19 protein-coding genes and 1 tRNA gene are annotated in these 22,609 nt (G+C 44.4%); 6 read left to right on the plus strand and 14 right to left on the minus strand.

Annotated features, from left to right (window positions below; genetic code table 11):
• The first annotated feature begins 13 nt into the window (after positions 1-13).
• Both MHB64_RS01270 and MHB64_RS01275 read left to right on the plus strand, forming a co-directional pair.
• Positions 14-97 (plus strand) — tRNA-Leu (locus MHB64_RS01270).
• Positions 98-217: 120 nt separating this feature from the next.
• Entirely contained in the window at positions 218-1,612 is a 1,395-nt protein-coding gene (locus tag MHB64_RS01275) for an MATE family efflux transporter (RefSeq protein ID WP_094869219.1), read from the plus strand.
• Positions 1,613-1,666: 54 nt separating this feature from the next.
• Here MHB64_RS01275 and MHB64_RS01280 read toward each other — a convergent pair whose 3' ends face one another.
• From MHB64_RS01280 to MHB64_RS01295, 4 genes are all read right to left on the minus strand, one after another.
• Positions 1,667-3,007, minus strand: a complete 1,341-nt coding sequence (locus MHB64_RS01280; protein WP_341133540.1) for an FAD-dependent oxidoreductase — start codon at positions 3,005-3,007, stop codon at positions 1,667-1,669.
• A 176-nt stretch (positions 3,008-3,183) separates the two neighbouring features.
• On the minus strand, positions 3,184-3,939 hold the full coding sequence (locus MHB64_RS01285) for an SDR family NAD(P)-dependent oxidoreductase (protein ID WP_094869217.1): 756 nt from the start codon (positions 3,937-3,939) through the stop codon (positions 3,184-3,186).
• Positions 3,940-4,092: 153 nt separating this feature from the next.
• Positions 4,093-5,460 (minus strand): sensor histidine kinase, encoded by a 1,368-nt coding sequence (locus MHB64_RS01290; protein WP_341133541.1) that lies wholly within the window; start codon positions 5,458-5,460, stop codon positions 4,093-4,095.
• A complete protein-coding gene (locus tag MHB64_RS01295; RefSeq protein ID WP_341133542.1) occupies positions 5,438-6,178 on the minus strand; it encodes a response regulator transcription factor in 741 nt (246 codons plus the stop codon). Before MHB64_RS01295 ends, MHB64_RS01290 begins: the two co-directional genes overlap by 23 nt.
• 158 nt (positions 6,179-6,336) lie before the next feature.
• Here MHB64_RS01295 and MHB64_RS01300 point away from each other — a divergent pair, with 158 nt between their 5' ends.
• Positions 6,337-6,984, plus strand: a complete 648-nt coding sequence (locus tag MHB64_RS01300) for a hypothetical protein (RefSeq protein WP_341133543.1) — start codon at positions 6,337-6,339, stop codon at positions 6,982-6,984.
• A gap of 135 nt (positions 6,985-7,119) precedes the next feature.
• On the opposite strand, the gene MHB64_RS01305 is transcribed toward MHB64_RS01300, so the two are convergent.
• Complete coding sequence (locus MHB64_RS01305; RefSeq protein ID WP_341133544.1) at positions 7,120-8,058, minus strand: DMT family transporter; 939 nt, start codon at positions 8,056-8,058, stop codon at positions 7,120-7,122.
• Between the two features lie 140 nt (positions 8,059-8,198).
• Here MHB64_RS01305 and MHB64_RS01310 point away from each other — a divergent pair, with 140 nt between their 5' ends.
• Together MHB64_RS01310 and MHB64_RS01315 are read left to right on the plus strand one after the other, a co-directional pair.
• On the plus strand, positions 8,199-9,542 hold the full coding sequence (locus MHB64_RS01310) for an aminotransferase-like domain-containing protein (RefSeq protein WP_341133545.1): 1,344 nt from the start codon (positions 8,199-8,201) through the stop codon (positions 9,540-9,542).
• Positions 9,543-9,713: 171 nt separating this feature from the next.
• Complete coding sequence (locus MHB64_RS01315) at positions 9,714-11,192, plus strand: alpha/beta hydrolase family protein (protein ID WP_341133546.1); 1,479 nt, start codon at positions 9,714-9,716, stop codon at positions 11,190-11,192.
• Here MHB64_RS01315 and MHB64_RS01320 read toward each other — a convergent pair.
• From MHB64_RS01320 to MHB64_RS01355, 8 genes are all read right to left on the minus strand, one after another.
• Positions 11,174-12,148 carry a MerR family transcriptional regulator gene (locus tag MHB64_RS01320; protein WP_341133547.1) on the minus strand — a complete coding sequence of 325 codons (975 nt, stop codon included), beginning with the start codon at positions 12,146-12,148 and terminating at the stop codon, positions 11,174-11,176. The two genes, MHB64_RS01315 and MHB64_RS01320, sit on opposite strands and share 19 nt — an antisense overlap.
• A 162-nt stretch (positions 12,149-12,310) precedes the next feature.
• Positions 12,311-13,408, minus strand: coding sequence for a polysaccharide deacetylase family protein (locus MHB64_RS01325; protein ID WP_341133548.1), 1,098 nt, complete (start codon positions 13,406-13,408; stop codon positions 12,311-12,313).
• A gap of 15 nt (positions 13,409-13,423) precedes the next feature.
• Complete coding sequence (locus MHB64_RS01330; protein ID WP_094869208.1) at positions 13,424-14,776, minus strand: 6-phospho-beta-glucosidase; 1,353 nt, start codon at positions 14,774-14,776, stop codon at positions 13,424-13,426.
• Positions 14,724-15,737 (minus strand): N-acetylglucosamine kinase, encoded by a 1,014-nt coding sequence (locus tag MHB64_RS01335; RefSeq protein ID WP_341133549.1) that lies wholly within the window; start codon positions 15,735-15,737, stop codon positions 14,724-14,726. Before MHB64_RS01335 ends, MHB64_RS01330 begins: the two co-directional genes overlap by 53 nt.
• 30 nt (positions 15,738-15,767) lie before the next feature.
• The gene (locus MHB64_RS01340; RefSeq protein ID WP_094869206.1) at positions 15,768-16,757 is read right to left on the minus strand and encodes a LacI family DNA-binding transcriptional regulator; all 990 of its coding nucleotides are present in this window, start codon (positions 16,755-16,757) and stop codon (positions 15,768-15,770) included.
• A 133-nt stretch (positions 16,758-16,890) separates the two neighbouring features.
• Entirely contained in the window at positions 16,891-18,276 is a 1,386-nt protein-coding gene (locus MHB64_RS01345; protein ID WP_341133550.1) for an ABC transporter substrate-binding protein, read from the minus strand.
• 53 nt (positions 18,277-18,329) lie between these two features.
• Positions 18,330-19,208 (minus strand): carbohydrate ABC transporter permease, encoded by an 879-nt coding sequence (locus MHB64_RS01350; RefSeq protein ID WP_341133551.1) that lies wholly within the window; start codon positions 19,206-19,208, stop codon positions 18,330-18,332.
• Positions 19,205-20,098, minus strand: a complete 894-nt coding sequence (locus tag MHB64_RS01355; protein ID WP_036687229.1) for a carbohydrate ABC transporter permease — start codon at positions 20,096-20,098, stop codon at positions 19,205-19,207. Before MHB64_RS01355 ends, MHB64_RS01350 begins: the two co-directional genes overlap by 4 nt.
• A gap of 361 nt (positions 20,099-20,459) precedes the next feature.
• Here MHB64_RS01355 and MHB64_RS01360 point away from each other — a divergent pair, with 361 nt between their 5' ends.
• A complete protein-coding gene (locus tag MHB64_RS01360; RefSeq protein WP_341133552.1) occupies positions 20,460-21,257 on the plus strand; it encodes an ATP-grasp domain-containing protein in 798 nt (265 codons plus the stop codon).
• On the opposite strand, the gene MHB64_RS01365 is transcribed toward MHB64_RS01360, so the two are convergent.
• Positions 21,252-22,601, minus strand: coding sequence for a bifunctional folylpolyglutamate synthase/dihydrofolate synthase (locus tag MHB64_RS01365; protein WP_341133553.1), 1,350 nt, complete (start codon positions 22,599-22,601; stop codon positions 21,252-21,254). The genes MHB64_RS01360 and MHB64_RS01365 overlap by 6 nt on opposite strands.
• Between the last annotated feature and the right edge of the window lie 8 nt (positions 22,602-22,609).

Genomic DNA, 22,609 nt, shown 5'->3' on the forward strand with positions numbered 1-22,609 from the left:
TTTTATATTTTGTGCGGTCGTGGCGGAATTGGCAGACGCGCACGGTTCAGGTCCGTGTGGGTTAATCCCCGTGGAGGTTCGAGTCCTCTCGACCGCATACCTAAGTGCTTATAAATTAGCTGTACTTTTGAATTGCTCTTCAACCTGAAGAGCCTTTTTCTATTTATAAGGATATTTCAAATTTGGATAACTCTAATGTAAAAGAAGTGAAGCGAAGATGGAACCTATTGTAAATGTCAATACGAAGCGAAGTGTGCGGTTTCTTGAAAAATATTTTTCAGGAGAATCGTTAGATTATCGCCATATGATTGCTTTATTTATCCCTATTTTGGTAGATCAGGCCTTTATAGTGGGGCTGAATCTAGTGAATACGGCCATGATCAGTTCGTCCGGTGTGGCGGCTATCAGTGCGGTGAACATGATTGATTCCCTTAATCTTTTTCTCATTAGTGTGTTTATCGCGGTATCAACAGGTGGTACGGTTGTCGTAGCGCAGTATAAAGGAAGCGGCAATAGTCTTATGGTATCAAAAGCTACCGCAGGCGCCACTTCATCGGTTTCCCTTATGGCTTTTGTTATTGGTATGTTTGGCATTCTTTTTCACAATCCGCTGCTCAACTTACTATTTGGAGCGGCCTCGCCAGAGGTAATGCACAACGCCCGAATCTATTTAATTGGGAGCTGCATCTCCTATCTTGGAATAGCTGTGGTAGAGGCAGTTTGTGGTGCTCTTCGAGGAATCGGAAGGACGAGAGCCTCGCTTGCGCTATCGCTCATTATGAATTTAGTTTACGTCCTCTTGAATCTCGTATTTATTAACCTTTTGCATATGGGCGTTCTTGGGATGACCATTTCTATAAATATAGCCCGATATTTGGGTGCGATATGCGCTCTTTATTATTTGTTCCGGATGGACAATGAATTGCATATTCGAATTCGTGACTTATTGGTTGTTCAATTCTCTATGCTCAAAAAAATAATGTTCATCGGTATGCCTTTTGCGGCAGAGCAGATGTTCTTTAATGGTGGTAAGATTCTGACGCAAGTCTTTATCGTCAGTCTCGGTACTTACGCGCTTGCTACAAACGCTATTGCCTCTTCCTTTGCGGGGATTATGCAAATTCCGGGTAATGCGCTGTCTTTGACGATTATTACAGTGGTCGGACAATGTATGGGAAGCAATAATGTTAAGGATGCCCGGAAATTTATTAAATCGTTTCTCGTAGCATCTTCCCTTTCCTTTGTGGTGATGGGATTGTTAGTTATGCCTTTCTTCCATCCGCTAGTGTCGATGTTCCATCCACCTGCAGAGATTGTGAGGGATATCTTCATAATTGTACTTATTAATACAATCGTACAAATACCGCTGTGGTCTGTTAGCTTCATAACACCGTCAGCGCTTAGAGCAGCGGGGGATTCCAAGTTCACATCTATGGTGTCTATGTTGAGTATGTGGTTGTTCCGTGTAGTACTCGGATACCTCTTAGGGATTGTTCTCGATTTCGGTCTACTTGGGGTTTGGTTAGCTATGAACTGTGAGTGGGGAATTAGAGGATTCATATTTCTACGGCGCTTCATGGGTAAGAAGTGGGTTCAGCATCGTGTGATATAGTAAAAGTAAAAGACACCCCGTGTGGGTGTCTTTTTATTTGCCATGCATGTAGTATTATTCTTTGATCTGTGAGAACAAATCATTCAAAGCTTCACTCATTGTAGGGTGAGTAAAGATATGATCTCTCAGAAAGGTAAAATCTTGCCCTGTTTGTATTGCCATGCTCACGATATTAATCACTTCGCTGGATTCCGCACAGAACAATGTAGCTCCTAGGATTTTATTGGTTTTTGCATCTACAATTGCTTTTAGGAAGCCCTCGGTTTCATTGATTAAGCGGGCACGGGGGATAGCTGCTGAAGGTAACTTAGCGACTTTGATTTCAAGTCCTTGTTCCACGGCGGCTTCTTCACTTATTCCTACTCTGGATAGTGGGGGATCAATAAATACGCTATATGGAACAACGTCACGGTCATTTGTGGTATGGGAATGATCCCCGAAGAGATCATTTCTTACAATTCTATAATCATCTAGTGAGATGTAGGTAAACTGTAAACCGCCTTTGACATCGCCGAGGGCCCAAATATGGGGAACAGTGGTTTTTAGAGAAGGGTCTACCTTAATGGCCCCCCGATCGGTCACTTCAACACCGGCGGCTTCTAAATTTAAACCCTCAATGTTTGGTTTTCTCCCCGTTGCAACTAACACAGCATCGACTTCCAACTCTTGAATAGTACCGTCTATAGTATAGGAGATGATGGTTCCGTCATTAACATCCTTCAGTCCTATAATCTTTGCATTCAGTTTGACCTCAATGTTCTTCTTGGTAAAGGTTTGGAGGACGGCGTCCGCGACATCGCGGTCTTCTTTAGGAATGAATTTCGAGGAACCCTCCAGCACCGTAACCTGTGAGCCGAATTGACTGTAGATCGAAGCGAATTCCAATCCAATATAACCACCACCAATGATGGCTAGTTTAGTTGGGAGCTCCTTAAGATCCATAATAGATGTGCTGGTATATACGAACTTACTATCTTGTATCCCATCAATAGTAGGAATAATGGTTTCAGCGCCCGTATTAATGAAGATTTTATCGGCGGTTAAGATTTTCGTCTCACCTGCATCCTTTACTTGGACTTCGTGATCCGATAAGAAGGAAGCTTCACCATTGATAACTTCTATATTCTCGTTCTGATTTAGATTATCGTAATTTTTTTGGCGTAGACTTGAAATAAGCTGATCTTTATTATGGACCGCTTCTATATAATCTTCCCCTTGATGGGCTTGATAAGCTAAGGATTTCGTAGGGATACAGGCGATGTTAATGCAAGTTCCACCGTACATTTTCTTAGAGCGTTCAATCACGGCTACTTTCCATTTTCGATTAGCTAGTTCTGTGGCAAGGGTCTTTCCACCTTTACCGAAACCAATAATAATAGCGTCAAACTTGTTCATTTTAATACCTCCGGGTCACACAGGATGTTTTAGATTATGCATATGCATAAATAGCATGTTACTTTATTATTACCCTAAATCCGAAGGTCATTAAACGAATAATAAGGAGAATTGAAGGCAAAAAAGAGATCTCCAAAAAAGGAAATCTCTTAGTCATTCATAGGATAGAGTATAATTTATCGTAATTTAATCGATCCCCCATCGACCATGATCGTTTGACCCGTAATATAGTCGGAATCTTCGCTAGCTAGGAATACTGCAACACGGCCGATATCACTTTCCAGCTCGCCCAGTCTTCTCAAAGGGATCTTCGAAATCATGCTTTGGTAGTACTCTGGGTTCGCTTCTGCCCACTCCATCATGCCAGGTGAATTAGCGATAGGAGAGATGAGGTTTACATTGATCCCGAATGGGCCAAATTCATTGGCGGCTACACGAGTAATTCCGCGGATGGCTTCTTTTGCGGCCGCATAGGAACCTTGATTGACATCGCCATTAATCCCAGCGCCCGATGAAAAGTTTATAATCTTTCCTTTAGTTTCTTTTAAATAAGGTAGTGCGGCTTGCATGAAATAGAAGGTAGGATAGAATCCGGTGTTAAAAGATAAATCCAAATCCTCCTGTGTCATTTCTTCGATCGAACTCATTCTAGATGCATGTGCATTGTTGACCAAAACATCTATTTTTCCAAACTTCTCAGCCACCTGCTGTGTAATACCTGAAAGTTTATCGTGCTCCATTAGATTGGCTTGAATGAAGATTGATTCAGGTTGATATGCTTGTAATTGCTTAATGGTTTGGTTACCAGCTTCTTCGTTGAGATCGATAATAACTACCTTGGCGCCTTCTTTAACAAATGCCATGGCCATTCCTTTACCGATACCGCCAGCTCCACCTGTAATGATTGCAACTTTCCCTTCGAGTCTATTCATGTTGACATCTCCTTATTTGAAAAAAATGTTGCCGCATGTCCAAACCCTTATCTGTATTAAGGGATAATTGTTCTTCTCCATACTTTACCCAAATTAGTAACTAACTTTACTATGAAGTGAAATTTATATCATTCCCACCTCATGAGTTTAAAATTAATTATGGATAAATAAAGGGAAGCCTATGGAAATTATCGCTCCACCATCTCTACGGTTCCCCGCCGTGATCAGACCTCCGGAGCGCTCGACGATCGCACGGGATATGGCTAGGCCTAATCCTGATTCACCATCTTTTCCTTTAACAAATCGGTGGAACAGGTATGGAAGCAGGTCTTCTGAAATGCCAGGACCATCATCACTAACGGATAGTTGAACTTGTTCATCTTTAATAAAAGCATGAATGTAGATATGTTTGTTGGCATAACGAGTGGCATTGGAAACTACATTCAGAAGGGCTTGCAGCAGCTTATCTCTATCAGCCCGGATCGTAAGTGGCTTACAATCATCGTAGGCTACATGTAGGGTCAGCCCTTTTTTTATTAAAAGAGGGTTCATACGTTCAATCGTTTCTACGACTAAATCATCCAGAGAGATCTCGCTAGATCTAAATATATCCTCTTCACTATCCAGCTTGGCAAGTAGGGTCATCTCCGTAACGAGTTTCTTCAGACGACTACTCTCACTCATAATAATATCCAGACCTTTATCGATGCCTTCCCCTTCAAAGATGCCATCCTTGATCCCTTCAGCATAACCAGAAATAGACATCAACGGGGTTTTTAATTCATGGGAGGCATTCTGGAAAAATTGCTTCTGCACGTGGTTAAAACGATTCAATTCGCCAGCCATGTCATATACAGATTTAGCAACAGAGCCAATCTCTCCACCAGCTTTAATCAGCTTAACTTCAGAGAAGTGGCGTTCTTTTACCTTTTTCAGCTCTTGCTGTAGCTTCATTAGAGGTTGGATTAGTTTTTTTGTGATAAATAGAGCAAATAGGAACATAAATGCACCTGCTGCACCGAAAACGATCAGTAGTCTTTTGAGCAGCGCTTGTTCAATCGTTGTAACTGCACTCATGGGTGTAAGCAGAGTTAGCGTGCCTATTGGCGTGGCTTTCACTTCTGTTATATATCTGGTATCTGTTCCATTCCAAATGCTCTGGAGATCAGAGGTCTGACCTGCGACAAACTGCGAAGTGGAGTCTAGCGTGATCGAACTCATATTCGATGAGGTGGACAATACTTTTCCTGTCTCATCGCTAAGAATGGCTTCGACGTTTGCTGCGCCTACAGAGGAGGACATGAACGCTGGCAATGTACGGATTTCAGTCTCTATATCGGCCCTTTGTGCACTCTCTTGAATCATAGTGGCTGACATGGCTGTACCAAGGGTTCGTAATTCCGCCTTTTGTGTTCCTACGAAATGATTGAGCAGCACGAAGTGGATCACGAAAGCGGTAATAGACAGGAGTAACACCAATACAATGCTAAAAGCAAAATTAATCTGATGAGCTAGCTTCATTGATTTCCACTCCTTCCTCAATACGCATGCGATAGCCATGTCCCCACACGGCTTCAATCGGCAGCAGATCCAGCTTTTTTCGCATTCGTTTAATTAAATGGTCTACGGCACGGTCGCTCCCGAAATAGTCATCGCCCCATACATGGGTTAGTAGCTCATCTCTTGTAAATGCGCGATTCGGAGAAGCTGCGAACACTTTTAGAAGGGTGAATTCTTTGCTAGTGAGTTCAATCTCCTTTCCATGCCAGAACACTCGTCTTTCATCCAATAATAACTGTAGGTGGCTAACTTCAATATGCGTCGGTGTGTGTGGACTACTACTTGCGGATTCCATTGGATTACTCATTTTATACCACCGTTGTAACTGGCGTTTAATGCGAGCAACTAGCTCCCGAGGGCTGAATGGCTTGACCAGATAATCATCACTGCCAAGCTCTAAGCCTAATATTTTATCCACTTCATTATCCCTTGCGGAGATCATAATAATGGGTACTTCGGCTTCATTGCGAATTCGCCGGCAAAATTCGTACCCGTCCATGCCGGGCAGCATAACGTCGAGCACCCACATATTCGGGGGGCTTGTCTGCCATAAGGTCCATGCTTCCTCAGCGCTGCCAAGGCCAATCGTGCGGTAATTTTCTTTTTGTAAATAAGCTTCTACAAGATTACGTATATGTTGATCATCGTCTACTACGGCAATGAGATAGTTGGTATTCATTTCGTTACCTCCAGATTATTCTTCTACAAGTATATCAATCTGCAGGTGGGTATAGGGGTCTGCCATCGTTTTTCCACAAATTAACCAATGTTATGCCACACCCCTTTTGTATGCTTGGACTTGTAAGATCATTCAAATCGACGAGGAGTGTTGTATTTATGAATCAACAGATGTTATTTAAAAAGTTAGCGTTGTCCGCCCTACTAGTGTCCGCAGTTGCCGCACCGACTGCAGTGAACGCAGCTAGTGAAGCTAAGGATCAAAGCGCGAAATCAACAAAAGCAGCGGTGGTTACTCCAGCAACGAGTGGAGCACTTTCTGTAACCTTAACTAAGATGGATTGGGTAGATCCTTTGGAGCTAGCTAAGACCTATGCACCTAATACCCTAGAAGATTGGAAGAAAACTTTGGACGAATATTATAAGAATGCTGGATTCAGTGTGACCGGAGCTACCGGGCTTGTGCCTGCGCAACCGGTGGAGGGAGTTCAATTCACAAAAGAAATTTTATCCGACGATACCCTGCCAGTGAGTTATATTGAAGCGGGCCACAGTGCTCAATTAGTATTGCCTGATGATATGGAGCGGGATACCGAATTCACTACTACTTCAATTAAAGCTGTAGCAGCGACTTCGATAGCAATTTCCATGGCAGACCTTAGTGAAGCTGATAGAGCCTTTTTCAAAGCTCAAGAAGATCTGAATAGTGCAGCTAAATCCAAGGATGCCACCGTAATTAAGGAAGCTCTGGCTAATCTGTTGGACCATTATAAAGAGAAGATCAAGGATCTAGAAACAGCTAAGTAACAGCAATTAACGCGGCTGGGTACAAAGTTGAGATATAGAAAAGGTAAAAGTATAAAAAGACACCTCGAGGGGTGTCTTTTTTTCATGATACGAAGAATGGCTAAGCAATAATTCCTGCAAATCTGCAGGTTCCCTCTAATCCAACTCAATTCCACTCTTTACTTGAAGCCTAGTCTTTTTGCGCCAATTCACTCCGATTACCCCGGCGATAATCATCACGGTGCCGGTCCAATGGTACCATTCCAGTTGTTCATTCAGCAGAAGCACACCGCCGAGAATAGAGACAACCGTCGAAAGACTGCCGAAGATACTCACGCGGGATGCTTCCATTCGAGATAATGCGTAGTTGGAAAGGAAGGAGGTCACGAGGGAGGAGAGTACCCCAAGATAGATCATGGAGAATATGAATTTAGGCTCCTGAAAAGGTGTGAAATATTGATTCAAGGTTCCTGCCGAACCATGCTTAATGATGGAAAGTCCATTGAAGAATATAAACCCGAATAAAGTGATCATATAGGTAAGTTCCTTGGGACTCCAGGTACGTGTTAGCTTTCGGGCTGCGACGTTATAACCGGCAAGGGATAATGCTGAGATCAGTATGAGTAAAACTCCCCAAAGACTAGAGGAAGATATACTGACACCCGGAATGGCAAAGATAAGAATAATGCCCGCAACCGAGATTAGTGTAGAGATCTTCTGAAAGCCGCTCGTAGTTTCCTTCAAGAACAACGTCGCCAAAATGATGGTGAAGATAGGCATGGTCGCCTGAATAATGCCTGCTACAGATGAGGTTGTGTGCAGAAGCCCGAAGGCTTGAAGCGTAAAATACAACGAAGGGTATAGTAGAGCAAGTGGGATTACCACTGCTGCCTTGGATATTCCGAACTTCACCCGCCGCCACCCTGGAAATGCAAATAACGAAGCGGCAAGGAAAGATAATGTGAAGCGGTGAGCTAATGTATCGAATGGGTCAGAGACGGTTAAGGCCATTTTTACAAATATAAAAGAAAATCCGACAATAACAGCATTCAAGACCGCAGCTATGATCGCTTTTTGAGTAGAAGATTTATTCATCAGTATGACCTCCAAAGTGTTGCGCGCATTTAGGACCGGTCCTGTTATGCTCTTTATTCTAAGGCTAGAATAGCTATGCTACAATGTAATTATTGTTCATCTGTACCGGTACAAATTAGATTCGGAGGAAGGTGAAGAGGATGTATAAGTATTCGGAAATAATCAATGATCTAGAATTACAAATCGTTGAAGACACGTATCGAGAAGGCGACAAGCTACCCTCTATTCGGGAACTAGCACTTCGTTATGATTGCAATAAGAGCACGGTGATTCGTGCACTCCAGGACCTTCAAGATAAACATCTAATCTACGCAGCTTCAAAGAGCGGATATTATGTCATGAAACGCAGTGGACAGCGGAAAGAGGAAGGTTCGCACTGGATCGATTTTACGGCATCTGCACCAGACCCTGATATTTTTCCATATCTGGATTTTCAACATTGCATCAATAAAGCGATTGATATGTACCGTAAGGATCTGTTTATCTATGGAACACCGCAGGGGCTGCCGTCTCTTATCCGTGAAATGCAGCGACAACTGGCTTCTTATCAGGTATTCGCTGATCCAAAGCAGATTTTTATCACCTCTGGTGTGCAGCAGGCCCTTGGACTCTTGACCCGTATTCCTTTTCCGAATGGTAAGGAGCGAGTATTGATTGAACAGCCGAGTTATCCTTTGTTTATGGAGTATTTGAAGACATATGAAATCGAGGCAGAGGGGATACGGCGTTCGGATGATGGGGTGGATTTGGATGAATTAGAGCGGTTATTTAAAATTGGTGAATTTAAGTTCTTTTATACCGTTCCACGGTTCCATAATCCGCTGGGCGTTTCCTTTACACGAAATCAGAAGAAGGCGATTGCCCAGCTTGCAGCTAAATACGATGTGTATATCGTAGAGGATGACTACATGGCAGATTTGGAGCAGGATGCGAAGCAAGATCCGATCTATGCCTATGATAATACATCACATGTTATTTATTTAAAAAGCTTCTCCAAGATTATATTCCCAGGTCTGCGCGTTGGTGTGGCCGTACTTCCCGAGGTGCTCTGTGAGTCCTTTAACCGATTCAAAAGACTGATGGATATAGATAGCTCTATGTTGTCGCAAGCGGCGCTGGAGTTGTATTTGAAAAGCGGGATGTTCGAGCGCCACCGAAAAAAAATGCGTTCCTGCTACGGAAAAAGATCAACGCTCCTCCACGATTCGATTATGAGGGAGGCAAATGCAGCGTCTGAAGAGCATTATTCCTATGTTCCAGCCAGTCAGCTAGGTGTTCATACTTATCTGAAATTGGAGGATAACCTTAGAGCAGAGCAGATGATCAAACGGCTGCAAAAAAAGTCCATTCGAGTGGAATTGGCGGATAGCGGTTACCTTCCCTATTTTGCAAAAAAAGAGAGGATTCTAAAGCTCAATGTATCTAGTGTAAAAGAGCCTGATATTTCTTCTGGCATTGCCCAGGTCATTCGAGAAATACGCTGAAGTAGCATCTTATGGATGCTATAAGCCTTCAATATCATCAGGGACAATCTTTCCCTCAGTCCTGCCCCAATCCTCCATTCGAATTAATTTTTTTGATTCTCCTCTAACAGGAGGTTTTATACTTGGTTCAGGTCGACAGCCAGTAGAGAAATCCAAGGAGGATTATAGATTATGAGATGGATTGAAATCATGCTTGTCTTATTTAATGTATTGATTTTGAGTGGGTTAATGCTAGGATGCCCCAAATCACAACGCGGGTGGCTGATAGGCGGCGGGATTTCTGCTGCTTTACTGCTTGTCCACGCTTTCGTGGAAGGCTTGCGGTGGCCGATGATCCCAATGTATCTGGTCACACTATGGGCGATTGTAGGAGGGGTAAGGCCTTTCTTCCGATCCACAGCAAGGGCAGAAAGAAAGCCGCGACAGCGCTGGAGGGCGCTAATTCTCGGAGGAGTTGGAGTGGTTTATGCTGCTGTGTCCATTGCGCTGCCGATCCTATTCCCTGTATTTTCTTTTGCGGAGCCCACAGGTCCTTACGCGATAGGGACCGTCACCTACCATTGGACCGATTCTGCAAGAGAAGAGAAATTTACGAAAACATCCGGTGATTCCCGCGAATTAATGGTACAAATCTGGTATCCGGCAGGTTCGGAGGCTACTGGAAAAAAGGCGCCATATTTATCTGATCCTGCTCCGTATATAGAAGGACTGCATGAATTTTTGCACTTGCCGGAGTTGGTATTCTCAGGATTTAAGCTAGTCAATACCCATGCTATTGCGAATGCCGGATTAGCCGATACAGAATCTAAATATCCTGTGCTGCTCTTCTCGCATGGATTTATGGGCTACAAGAATCAGAACACGTTTCAAGTCGAGCAATTGGCAAGTCACGGCTATATTGTCGTTGGGATTGAACATGCTTATAGCAGTGTAGCTTCAGCATTTCCAGATAAGCCTGTGGTGAAGTTTGATTCAGAGGGGAAAATGGGCTATGAGCAAATGAAGTATTCTTTTATGGATCGGCGTAATGAAGTTTGGGTAGAAGATGCGAAGTTTGTGCTTGATCGAATGGAGGCCTTGTCTGCGAACGACCCTAGCGGTCTGTTTACTGACCGGATCGATCTTGAACATATGGGCATGTTCGGACATTCCTTTGGGGGAGCTACGACGGTGCAAATGCTGCTGGATGATCAGAGAATACAAGCAGGCATCGATATGGATGGGGTACTTTACGGTGAAAAGCGGATTCCTGCAGACGGCCTAAAGAAGCCTTTTTTGCTCATGAGTGCCGATGAAACGTTAAAAGGAGTAGACCAAACCACTGATGAAGCAATCGCCGCATTGGGAGCGAACAGAGACGAAATTACAGCCTACTATAATGAGATGTTTGCCCGTTATGAGCCGGTAACCGTTGGCGGAAACTATTGGATGACATTCAAAAACAGCACACATATGAGCTTCTCCGATCTATATCTGCTCACCCCGTTGTTTAAATGGATGGAGGGCGTGGATGTGCGTGGAACGCATGAGCTGATTAATGAGTACACGCTCGATTTTTTTGACCATTATTTGAAAGGGCAGCCCTTGCAATATTTGAACATCAACCTGGGAGACCATCCGAAGTTCACACTTCAACAAGGCGCCGAATGAGCGTTGTCCTGCTCGAGTTTCCATTGTAATCCTTGCATCAGCAAGGCATTTCCTTTTACAATAACATCCCATTTGGGGTTGAGGAGCAGGCACAGTTTATTAAAGCGTTCTATCCGTTTGGAAGGAGCAGTTTGCATGCATTGAGCATATTGGCGGAAAAAGGTAGCCTTATCGCGGAACTGCTCTGGACCTGCATACATCATCACAAAATCTTCAACAATTGCCTGTACAACAGCGCTGTCTGCTGATAATTTGTGTTGCAGGGCTGCTTCCACCCGGATTCGGATACTCTCCAGCGTTCTGATCCAGGATGCAGCGGGAACACGAGGGTGCTTGACCATATTTAAGAAGGGTAGTTCGAATCGGACGAGCTCCTCCATGTACTGCGCATCATTCATTAGCGCTTGCAGCTCATTCCAAGCTACGGTTTGCCCGGCCGTCACTTTGACTTCATTGATAATATATTTATTGAACAAATACAAAAAAGTATTCTGCCATTCGGACGGCAATTGACCGAGCGGCTGTATTTCTTCTATTTTGCTGGAGATGAACTTGTTTCGTTTAGCAGCATTCATGGACAAGGAGTCAGCCAGCTCATTCATGTAATCCATGGAATTGCCTGATGAATGATGCTCTTGAGCTTGGCGTAGAATCGAAATCATATTAGTCAGTGTACTAACCTGCGTCTCCAGTGCTTCGATTTGCCAGTTGAGTGCTGTATTGAGCTGAATCTCTCCAGCGATGACTTGGCGAATCTCGTCAATGCCGAAGCTCAAATAACGCAGTGTTGTGATCAGCCGCAGGCGGGAAATATCTTCGGGCGTATATAACCGATGTCCACCTTCGCTATGACTCGATGGCTTCAAAAGATCAATGTCGTCATAATAACGGATGGTTTTAATGGTTGTGCCCAGCAGCTTAGCCGCCTCGCCGATGGTTTTGGTGTCTTTACGCAAGAAATCACCCCTTCTGATGGAATCATACGATGTTAAAATTGATTGTACCGAAAGGAACGACAACTTACAATTTGCCATTCCCACAACGCAAAACAGCGATCCACCAATAATGGGGGACCGCTGTTTTTTAGCGCAACTATTTATCAGTATGGATGATGTCTCTTATTGATCTTCTAGAATCTCTGACTGCCAGCCTATCTGTCTGCACATTTCGCTCATCTTGCGGATATTCAGCCTTGCCTCAATCCGGGTTAAGCCCAGTCTGATCGAAGTATCAGCAGCCCAGCGAAGTAAGTACACTAAGGTATCGGCTTGCGCTTCTTTAGCCGCATAATCTAATAATATGAGGGTATTGTCTACGACACCGGCGCGTACATATCCCCAATAGCTGCCGTCAAATTGCCGTAGGGTAAACAACTCGCGATCCTCTGTCACTCCAACCTCTACTAGTGGACTCTCCAGATGCTCCAGCCACTCCTTTTCAGAAGTGAAATGCAGTGTATATTGCGGAATGTTCCACTCAGTTGTCTGGGCCGCGAGATCGGCAAGCTGCTTACAATTTTCTAAAGGGACCCAATTTTCCGCGGAATGATCTAACTCCGCCGGAACTTCTACGGCTATTTTCCAAGGTCTATAGTTTACTTCTGCGCCAATGGACCCTAGGATCTCAGGTACGCCGACACTCTCCAAGCCTCTTTGCTTGGCGATCCGAATAAGTGCTCTTAATGCATCCGGTGAACCCTTTGCAACATCATTGCTATGCATAACCACAATGGTTCCATTCTCTAGCTTAGGTTCAACGTTGGCAACGATTTCTTCTGCAGAAATACCTGCCCAGTCTCCGCAATCAACGCCCTCAATATCCAGATAATCGCCCCATTCTGTCAGCCAATCGAGATTCTCATCCCGGTAGGAGCAGTATGGAAAACGCATGAAATTGGGAGACGGAAGACCTGTTGCGTCTTGATATGCCAGCTCAGTCAGCTTCAATTGCTCTAAGAATACCGTCTTTGGTACTTGGGCCATTCGCCGATGATGATACGTATGCGGAGCAAGCACATGACCCCGGGAGAGAATTAATCTCGCCTTCTCTGGATGCTGATCCATCCATTCTCCAGTGAAGAAGAAGGTACCAACCGCCCCTTCCTCCTCTAGAACATCCAGCCATAATTCAACGGGAAGCTGGGAAGGCCCATCATCAAATGTAAACGCGCATAATGCTTGGTTGACATCGCCTTTCCAAACCGCTTTAGCTGACATATTGACGCCTCTTTTCTATGATTGTTTGCCAAAAAAGTTCGGCAAGAACTCTTTATTGGCTTCCAGCATTTCATCCAGCATCCGAACCGCCACATCTACAGATGGAACGAGTGGATGATGTACCATTGCCTGAAGGGCAAGCGCACGATCCCCTGTTACAGCGGCATCAATGGCTAGCTGCTCGTAGGTTTTGACAGCATGAATAAGCCCTTTGGCCATCGGTGGAATCTTAGTCAACGGTAAAGGTAGTGGTCCGTTCTTGGTGACAACACAGTTAACTTCAATACTTGCATCATCTGGCAAGAAGTCCAGTATGCCACGGTTAGCAACATTTAAGGTCTGGATATCGTTTGAACCGTTATGGAGCGATCTCATGAGATTAACTGCTGCTTCTGAATAGAAAGCACCACCGCGTTGTTCTAGCTGTTTCGGTTTCTCGCTCAGCTCTAAGTTGGCGTATAGCTCAAATAGCTCTTCTTCTACGCGTTTGACGACTTCAGCACGGTTGATACCTTGCTTAAACGATTCCATCTGCTCTTCGAGCATGGCATCTGTCATATAGAAATATTTCAAATAGTAGGAAGGCACGGCGCGAAGAGATTGTAGGAATTCTGGATTCCACTCTCGGGCGGGCACGTTCTTGGCACTGTAGCCCTCTGTGAGCATGTCATCCAGTTTATCTTCACCATCAACGTCGATTCGAGTAATCCAGTGCAAGTGATTCAGACCCACAAACTCAGCATATACACGGTCGGCAGCTACGTTATATTTGGAAGATACTTGCTTGATCAGGCCGATAGGTGCATTACAGAGACCGATACTCTTTACTTTGGAGTATTTCAGAACAGCCTCAGTGACCATTCCTGCAGGATTGGTGAAATTGAGCAGCCATGCGTTAGGAGCCAGCTCTTCAATATCCCGGCATACATCCAGAATGACAGGGATCGTACGCAGTGCCTTCATCATTCCGCCAGGACCTGTCGTTTCTTGACCAATGACACCATATTTAAGAGGAATCGATTCATCACGTGCGCGGGCATCAAGCATACCGACACGCATCTGTGTGCTGACGAAGTCTGCGCCTTCGATAGCCTTGCGGCGGTCTGTTGTAAGATGAACTTCAATCGGTAGCCCGGATTTCTCAACCATACGTTTAGCGAGATTTCCAACAATGTTCAGCTTGCGAAGTCCAGGTTCGATGTCTACGAGCCATAGTTCACGAACAGGAAGCTCCTTGTAATGAAGAATAAATCCCTCTACCAATTCGGGTGTATACGAAGAACCGCCACCGATAACTGCGATCTTTAATCCTTGATTAGTTGCCAAGATCAACCACTCCTGTCTTTTTTGTTTGTTGGATCGATTCATAATCTTGAAATTGCCGCATACTCTCATACACTTCACTACTAAGGGTCAAACCATCTTGATCCATCGCGGACCATACGGCACCTACTACAGGCTCTGTGGCAAGAGTCACCACAGTTGCATGTGGGGCTGCGGCTTGTACAGCTTTCTCAATAGGTCCGCGAATCCAGCCGCGATCCCCACGGGTTAGCAGACTTCCCGCCAGAACCACATCGAAAGTATCCTGCTCCATCCCAAGCCTGTGGATGACTGCAGCAGCGGACTTCCCTAACTCAACGCCTTGCCGATTTAGAATCTCTAAGGCTACAGCATCTCCTTCAGCTGCTGCTTCGAAGAGCAAGCGTGCAGCATGAACAGGGACCCTTTTCCAATGATTGAGGAAATCATTAAACATATCTGCAACTTCCTCATAACCTAGCAAGTTGAGTAGAAGTCCGGTTAAGAGGGTAGGTTGTTCCCGTCCATCCCAAGCTCTTATGACAGAACGAAAGACTTCAATGTTGAGTGCACCGCCACCGCCGAAGTCACCATACATGTAGTCAAAACCACCACACTGATAGTGCTCTCCTTGCGTGTTTCTGCCAGCCGAATTGGTGCCTGTGCCGCAGATTAGTGCAACTCCATAAGGGCGAGTCGTCCCTGCACGTAATCCGATCATGGTGTCACAGTTAATGGTGTAATTGATAAATCCGATCTCGCGAATCATTGGATGGAGAATAGCATAATCGGCCTCGCGGTCAGCGCCGGCAAGCCCAAGATAAGTATGTTGGATGTCCTCCAATCGGAGTCCGGCCTCATTTAGTGCCCCGAATGTGGCCTCTCGAATACTGTTGGCTGCCTTAAGGGCGCCTGTCTGGTGGTTGCCGTTACCGCTCCTGCCCTTACCGAGAACATTGCCATGTTCATCGCATAGCAGAGCATAGGTTTTGGTGCCTCCACCATCGATTCCCAAGTAGTAAGTCAATGGTTGTCACTCCTTGTTTATATTATTTAATTACTTGGAAGTAGTAGATTCCCGTACTATTAACTCTGGGTCAATCTTTACACCAGCTCCGCGCTTCATCTTTCCGGAGATGCGCTTTAAGAGCATTTCGGCAGCAGCTAATCCAATTTTGTCCGAGGGCTGACGGATCGTTGTTAAATATGGATGAAGCTGTGAAGCGATATAATGATCATCATAGCCAATCACAGCTACCTGTTCGGGTACCCGAATGCCAGCTTCCATCAGCGCGTTGATAACGCCAAGGGCGATATTGTCATCGCCAGCGAATACTGCAGTAGGTAACTGTCCTTCGTTCAGCCAACGCTTACAGGTATCGTATCCCATTTCAATTTCGAATTCGCCATGTACAATTTCAAATGGGGTAAGATCTTTTTCCTCAAGCGCTTGTAGGAATCCGGCACGCCGCTCCCGTGTGCTACGGAACATTTCCTGTCCACAGAGATGAGCGATTGATGTATGGCCGAGCGCTAACAGATGACGGGTAGCCATATATCCGCCTTTGAAGTTGTCGATCGTAATAGAGTAGGTGTCATTCTCAGGCTTTTGGTTATCGATTAGTACATAAGGGATGCCTCGTCGTTTCATTTCCACAATATAATTGTCCTCTTCTATCGGAGAGAGCAGAATCAAACCATCTACACGATCTTCTTGGATCAAATAATGGCTATCATCCGATTCGATGCCTGTTGAGATGGATATGGCTGAAAAATAACCATGCATCGCTAATACTTCATTCAGCTCTTTGACCACTGCGTCAAAAAAGGAATCCTGCAGCGTGGTGACAATAATACCGATAATTCCCGTCTTACCGCTTGCCAGACTGCGTGCCGCTGCATTAGGGCGATAATCCAGCTCTTTAATGGCCTCCAGCACCTTCTGGCGATTATTCTCGCGTACCGATTCGGCCCCGTTTAAGACCCGGGATACGGTTACAACGGATAATCCCGACTTTTTGGCTACATCAAAAATACTCACTTTCATCTCAAGCTCTCCTCGCGGCAGATTTTCCGATCCTGTTTTCTACCTTCAGTATACAGGGTTGGCAGACTGTCCGCTGAACGTATGATTTCAAACAGGCATACCGTCCCTAAAGGGACGGCATACTTGCCAAATATTAACGATGAATGATCTCCGTAACTTTTTTCTGAATCGTCGTCATCACCTCTTCCACCGTCTTATGTCCAGTTTCTACTGGCTGCAATTCATTAATGAACATGTCATTAATTTGCGAGTAGTTGGTGATCAAATGGTTGTAGGATTCGAAGCCATAGTTCACAGCACCCTCGTAGACATTTTTGATATCTTGTGGATCGATGCCGTCAAAATGTTTATAGTAAGCTTCAGCAGCTTCGGTGTTGACGGGTGGGTTACCGCCACTAAGCTCAATGGATTTCTCCTGCACTTCGGTAGTGATCAAATATTTGATCCATTCCAAAGCTTCCTTCGGATGTTTGGAGTCCTTCAAGATCAGCAGCGGATCGACGTAAAGTGTGCTGCGCACCTTATCGTTTCCTCCCCATGGTACAGCGGCTACGCCGATTTTGAAGGGAAAGTCATTCGCACCTGCAAGGTTCCATGAGCCACCGATAGACATCCCGATTTTACCTGCAACGAAGGGATCGCCGTTCTGTCCGGCTACGCTTTTGCTCCACTCAGAGGAAGGGGAGACCTTATCCTTGAAGACGAGATCAAAGAGCTTGTTATAGGCGGCAATCACTTCAGGGGAATCAAAATAAGTCTCAGAAGGCACACCGCCATTAGTCCATGTATCCTCTGAATAAGGCTGCGCTCCAAAATATAATGGCCGCATATCGCGTTCAGACCAGGTAAAGTCTACGCCATATTGTGTTTTGGCAATATCATCGGAGACGAGAGTCATTTGTTTAGCTTGGTCGACCATCTTTTCAAACGTCCAGCTCTTATCTTCATAATCGCTTGTTGGGGAAGTCAGCTTGGCAGCATCAAACATGTCTTTGTTATAGAGCATTAAGGTGACATACATATTAACTGGGATACCATATGTGTGATCTTTAACCTTATAGATATTCATGAGGTTCTCTGGGATGTTGTAATCCGCTGGCTTGAAACCATCCTCTTTAATTAGGTCGGTCAAATCGAGCAGCATATCCTTGTTGTAGTATTCTGCGAAACCTCCATAACCCCAGTGACTTGTCACATCTGGTGATTTGCCACCGGCAATTAGCGTTTGCAGCTTGCTGTCGAACTGCTCATAAGGTGCTTTTTCCACTTTCACTTTAATGTTAGGGTGCTGCTTTTCGAAATCAGGAATTAATTTCTCAACAAATGTCCGGTCCTCTGAATCTATTGTGTAATGGGTGATGGTTACCGTTTCTGCCTTGCCTCCTGAATTGGTCGAGCCGCCATTTCCTTCGGATAGAGTGTTACCAGCCGATTTACCTCCGCTACAGCCTGACAATGCCAGAACAACTAGCATGGTTGTTGCAAGTAAAAGCGCACTACTTTTCCTGTTCTTGTTCATTAGCTAAACCCTCCATGATTTCAAGTATATTTGGCCGCCCTGTTGGCGGATTATTACTTAATCCCTGTAAGTACAATCCCTTCGACGAACTGTTTCTGTGCTACAGCGAACAGCGTAACGATTGGAACCATAGCCAGAACTGAAGCGACCATCAGCAGATGCCATGGTGGAATGCGGAATCTCGATGAGGTGAGAGAAGCCATCCCGACGGGTAGCGTGAACTTCTCTGAAGAGCTTAGGTATAGCACCGGTGTAAGCAGATCGTTCCAGTTGTAGATAAAAGCAAAGATAGCTACAGTGGCTAGGGCAGGCTTGGAGAGTGGGAGTGCTATAGTAGCCCACATCCGTATTTCGCCGCAGCCATCAATGCGTCCGGCATCAAACAGCTCTTCAGGCAACGTGGAGAAGAATTGGCGCAGCAGGAAAATGTTATAAGCTGAGCCGAAGAAAGCAGGCACAATCAAGGGTAGAAAGGTGTCGATCCAGTTCATTTGTGAAAAGAGTACGAATTGCGGAATCATAATGGCTGGATAAGGCAACATCATTGTGCTCAATAATAGAATGAACCATATCTGATTCCCTTTACCTCTAAATCTGGCGAATCCATAGGCGACCAGCGCCGAAGAAATTAATGTACCTACAACGCTGAGACCGGCGATAATTAAACTGTTTTTGTAAAGCGTACCGAACTGCAGGGTATCAAAAATTTCTGTGTAATTGCTCCACTGCCAGCTCTCCGGTAGAAAGGTGGGCGGGAACTTCAGCATCTCGCGTTTGGACTTAAGTGAAGTGGAGACCATGAAGAACAAAGGAAGCAGCATCAGAAAGGTTGTAACTACTAAAGTGATAAAGCTGAAAAGCTTAACAGGTTCCACTTTCCGGCGGCGTCTTGTTCCTTTAGTCTGGGGGCTTAGCGCTCTTACTGTACTCATTTGCGTCCGCCTCCTTCGTAGTGAACATAACGGTTAGATAATTTCATAATTAGTGCGGTGCACAGCATAACTACGATGAGGAGTACCCAGGCCAAGGCTGAGGAATAACCGGCACGATATTCTTTGAAAGCACTGGTGTAGAGATTATAGACATAGAACCAGGTTGAGTAATTTGGACCCCCTTGAGTCATGACAAAAGCTTGGGTAAAGACTTGGAAAGAATCAATCAGCCCCATAATTAGTTGAAAGAGCAGGACAGGAGAGATCATTGGTAAGGTAATGTTCAAGAAAATTCTGAAGCGTCCAGCACCGTCAAGATTGGCTGCTTCGATCAAACTGGCCGGTACGCCTTGTAGTCCTGCGAGGAATAAAATCATTCCTGAGCCTGCTGTCCAGAAAGTCATGATGATTAAGGCGTATAGCGCAGTGTCGGGGTTCATCAGCCAAGCCGGTCCATGAATGCCGAACCAGGAAAGAATGTAATTGAAGAGCCCGATTTGCGGGTTGAAGATCCAGTACCATAGCAGGGACATAGCCACGCCGGATACCATACTTGGAAAATACATTGCTGTTCGGAAAAAGCCGCGGAGAGGAATGGTCTGGTGGAGCAATAGCGCAAAACCAAGACCAAGTGCAAGCTGGATGGGAACACCGATGAAGGTATATCTCAGCGTGACAACCACTGATTTCCAGAACAGGTCATTGTGAAACATCTCTGTGTAGTTAGCGAGCCCGATGAACTTAGGTGGGTGAATGATGTCATAATCAGTGAAGCTGAAGTAAAGCGATGACAAAATAGGATAAAGGGCGAATACAAGGAAGCCGATAATCCAAGGAGAAATGAACAGATACATATAAAACGTCTGCCGCCTGTTCTCGCGATTGATCATGACACATCAACCTTTCAGTTTTAAAGTATAAGCGCTTTAACTTTTGATCATGACAACACTATTTAATAGCAATAATACTAGAAACTCAAAATCAAAAGTTTAATCGCTTTAACTTTTTGGTTCGCTTGATAAGCTTATCATAGAGGATGATTAATAAATAATCAACACTTATTTTTTCTGTAAAAGCGTTATCAGTCATAAAACATAACATAAACTCTATTTATTTTCTGAGAAACAGCCTATTTATCAAGGTTTTGAGTGTATGTTTGTTAACTTTGCTAACATATAAATATGTTTTCGATTGATATTTCTCATGCTATGATTAGGTTTGGTATTATTTTGTTGGAAATGAGGAAACTGAATGACGACTAGGCCTTACTTAAAAATGATCCAGCATTCTGTTACAACCTCAGGGATTACCTTTGAGGAAGTTACACCGAATTTCGTATATAGAGCGTCGGATGGATTGAAATCCTTTGTGATGGTAGACGCTGAAATAGGTCTGAATAGTAGTGCCTCTACAATTATTGCTATGAGTAAATCTCTAACTTATGACGTTCTGCACAAAGGGGATGTTGCGGCTGTAGAACATACCTATTTAGCACATCCCGACGCAAAATTCAATCATTCAGATCCTTATGAATTAGCCGAGCGTTCTTTTTATAAGTTCAATAAGCAGGTAGTTGTGAAGCAGGATAACGGGGCGCAGGGAAATCATGTTTATAAAATTAATGAGATAGCCGATCTGCATGAAAAGCTGGATTTATTATTTTCTTTGCAGCTTAATGGGGCGATAGGTCCTTATTATGAAGCGGAGATTGAGTATAGAATCGTAACTTTTAATCATCAAGCGCGTGTATTCCTTGGCAAAAAAAGAGTGCATTCCTGGAAGCATAATTTGATTAATGGGGCTCTTGCGATTGAAGTTAACGATCATGCCAAACGAGTGGCGCTAGCGGAGCTTGCTTCCCGGGCTTCTAAAGCACTAGGCCTTGATTTCTGCTCCGTAGATATTTTAGAGACAAATCAAGGCCTCATGGTTATTGAAGTCAATCATAAGGTGATGTTAGATGAGTATTGTAAGCAGAATCCAAGTGAGGTGCCAGCTCTATCTGATCTTTATAGGGAAGTAATTCTCCAGCGCTTGGATCAGTTATAATCCGATATCGAGCAGCGATTGCCCGAATAATCGTTTGGCGTTTCCGATAAAGGTTTGCGTGCCGACAATAACAATAATTTCGGAGGAAGAGCTTGCTTTTAGGTGTGAGAGAGCATCCTCCAAATAAGGGAACTCATAGCTTTTTTCGATAAAATGTTTGGCGATATGAAGTGCATCTGTAGGAAAAGAAAGATGACTTATATCAGGCTTTGTGACGATGATTTGCTCCGAGACCGTACTCATCATTTCAATAACTCCTGTATAATCCTTATCTTTAGGGACACCGATGATTGAAGTTACAGAGCGGCTGCGGTCAGGATTAACGAGTTGAATAAGTTCAGCCAAATAGCTTGCAGATTCTTTATGAATCGCCCCATCAATAATCGTTAATGGATCATGAGAGATCACTTCACAGCGCCCCGGCCACTGCAGTTTTGCAAAACAATTGCCAACGAGTTCCCTATTGAGGGAACCTCCTGTAATATCCTCACATAGTGCGACTGCAGTAGCTGCATTGAGTGCTTGAAACTGCCCTAATAACGGAATCGTTAAGGATGGATAAATCGCTTGTTTTGTCCGAATATCAAAAGTAGTTCCAACCGGTCCAATCGCAATAGATTCAGTCCCAAATTGCTCCTCATAATACTGTGCAGAATGGGCGCTAAGGTTCTCCTTTATAGTCGCGAGTACGCTCGGTTTCTGTTTGCTGATATATACGTTTGTTGCTTTATTTTTGACGATGCCCAGCTTATGAAGCGTAATACTGTTTAGGTCAGGTCCCAAATTAGCTACATGCTCTTCCATAATCGGAGTGATGACAGCCCAGTCATTCTTCAGAACATTGGTGTCATCAAATCTTCCACCTCTTCCGCATTCAATCACATTGAAGTCAGTAAGATTCTCCTTGAAGTACAACGCCGCAATCGCTAGACCTACACCAACAGGACCTTGATACTCATCTGTGGCAAGCTGATCTTCAATCCTTTGGAATTCCTTGCCAACTATATTTCCTAATCGTACAAAATCGTCCGTGGATATGGCCTTCCCGTCAATCCGTATTCTTTCGTTGAAATCAACCAGATGGGGTGAGGTGAATAAGCCCACTTTATATCCTAAGTGACTTAACAAAGAGGAGATAAATCTAGAGGTGGAGCCCTTACCTTTACTGCCTGTGACTAGTATGTATTGTTGATCTCGATCCGGATTTCCGACTAGATCCAGCAATGCTCTGGTGAATTCCGGTCGTCTAACTTGTTCATCCAAAGATTCTGTGATGTTGTTAATGGCTCTCAGATAAGAGCTGTAGATCATATCTTCTACCTGGGATTGTGAAGTGAATTTCACGATCATCG

This window comes from Paenibacillus sp. FSL K6-2859, assembly GCF_038008265.1.
In the GTDB taxonomy this organism is placed as follows: Bacteria; Bacillota; Bacilli; order Paenibacillales; family Paenibacillaceae; genus Paenibacillus_AQ; species Paenibacillus_AQ nitricinens.

Bases quoted from the DNA above. Each gene is read 5' to 3' on its own strand.
- MHB64_RS01340 (WP_094869206.1), bottom strand. From the start codon at position 16,757: ATGAAAGTGAGTATTTTTGATGTAGCCAAAAAGTCGGGATTATCCGTT.
- MHB64_RS01285 (WP_094869217.1), bottom strand. From the start codon at position 3,939: ATGAATAGACTCGAAGGGAAAGTTGCAATCATTACAGGTGGAGCTGGC.
- MHB64_RS01275 (WP_094869219.1), top strand. From the start codon at position 218: ATGGAACCTATTGTAAATGTCAATACGAAGCGAAGTGTGCGGTTTCTT.
- MHB64_RS01360 (WP_341133552.1), top strand. From the start codon at position 20,460: ATGACGACTAGGCCTTACTTAAAAATGATCCAGCATTCTGTTACAACC.
- MHB64_RS01350 (WP_341133551.1), bottom strand. From the start codon at position 19,208: ATGAGTACAGTAAGAGCGCTAAGCCCCCAGACTAAAGGAACAAGACGC.
- MHB64_RS01280 (WP_341133540.1), bottom strand. From the start codon at position 3,007: ATGAACAAGTTTGACGCTATTATTATTGGTTTCGGTAAAGGTGGAAAG.
- MHB64_RS01330 (WP_094869208.1), bottom strand. From the start codon at position 14,776: ATGAATCGATCCAACAAACAAAAAAGACAGGAGTGGTTGATCTTGGCA.
- MHB64_RS01295 (WP_341133542.1), bottom strand. From the start codon at position 6,178: ATGAATACCAACTATCTCATTGCCGTAGTAGACGATGATCAACATATA.
- MHB64_RS01300 (WP_341133543.1), top strand. From the start codon at position 6,337: ATGAATCAACAGATGTTATTTAAAAAGTTAGCGTTGTCCGCCCTACTA.
- MHB64_RS01290 (WP_341133541.1), bottom strand. From the start codon at position 5,460: ATGAAGCTAGCTCATCAGATTAATTTTGCTTTTAGCATTGTATTGGTG.
- MHB64_RS01355 (WP_036687229.1), bottom strand. From the start codon at position 20,098: ATGATCAATCGCGAGAACAGGCGGCAGACGTTTTATATGTATCTGTTC.
- MHB64_RS01305 (WP_341133544.1), bottom strand. From the start codon at position 8,058: ATGAATAAATCTTCTACTCAAAAAGCGATCATAGCTGCGGTCTTGAAT.
- MHB64_RS01310 (WP_341133545.1), top strand. From the start codon at position 8,199: ATGTATAAGTATTCGGAAATAATCAATGATCTAGAATTACAAATCGTT.
- MHB64_RS01345 (WP_341133550.1), bottom strand. From the start codon at position 18,276: ATGAACAAGAACAGGAAAAGTAGTGCGCTTTTACTTGCAACAACCATG.
- MHB64_RS01325 (WP_341133548.1), bottom strand. From the start codon at position 13,408: ATGTCAGCTAAAGCGGTTTGGAAAGGCGATGTCAACCAAGCATTATGC.
- MHB64_RS01315 (WP_341133546.1), top strand. From the start codon at position 9,714: ATGAGATGGATTGAAATCATGCTTGTCTTATTTAATGTATTGATTTTG.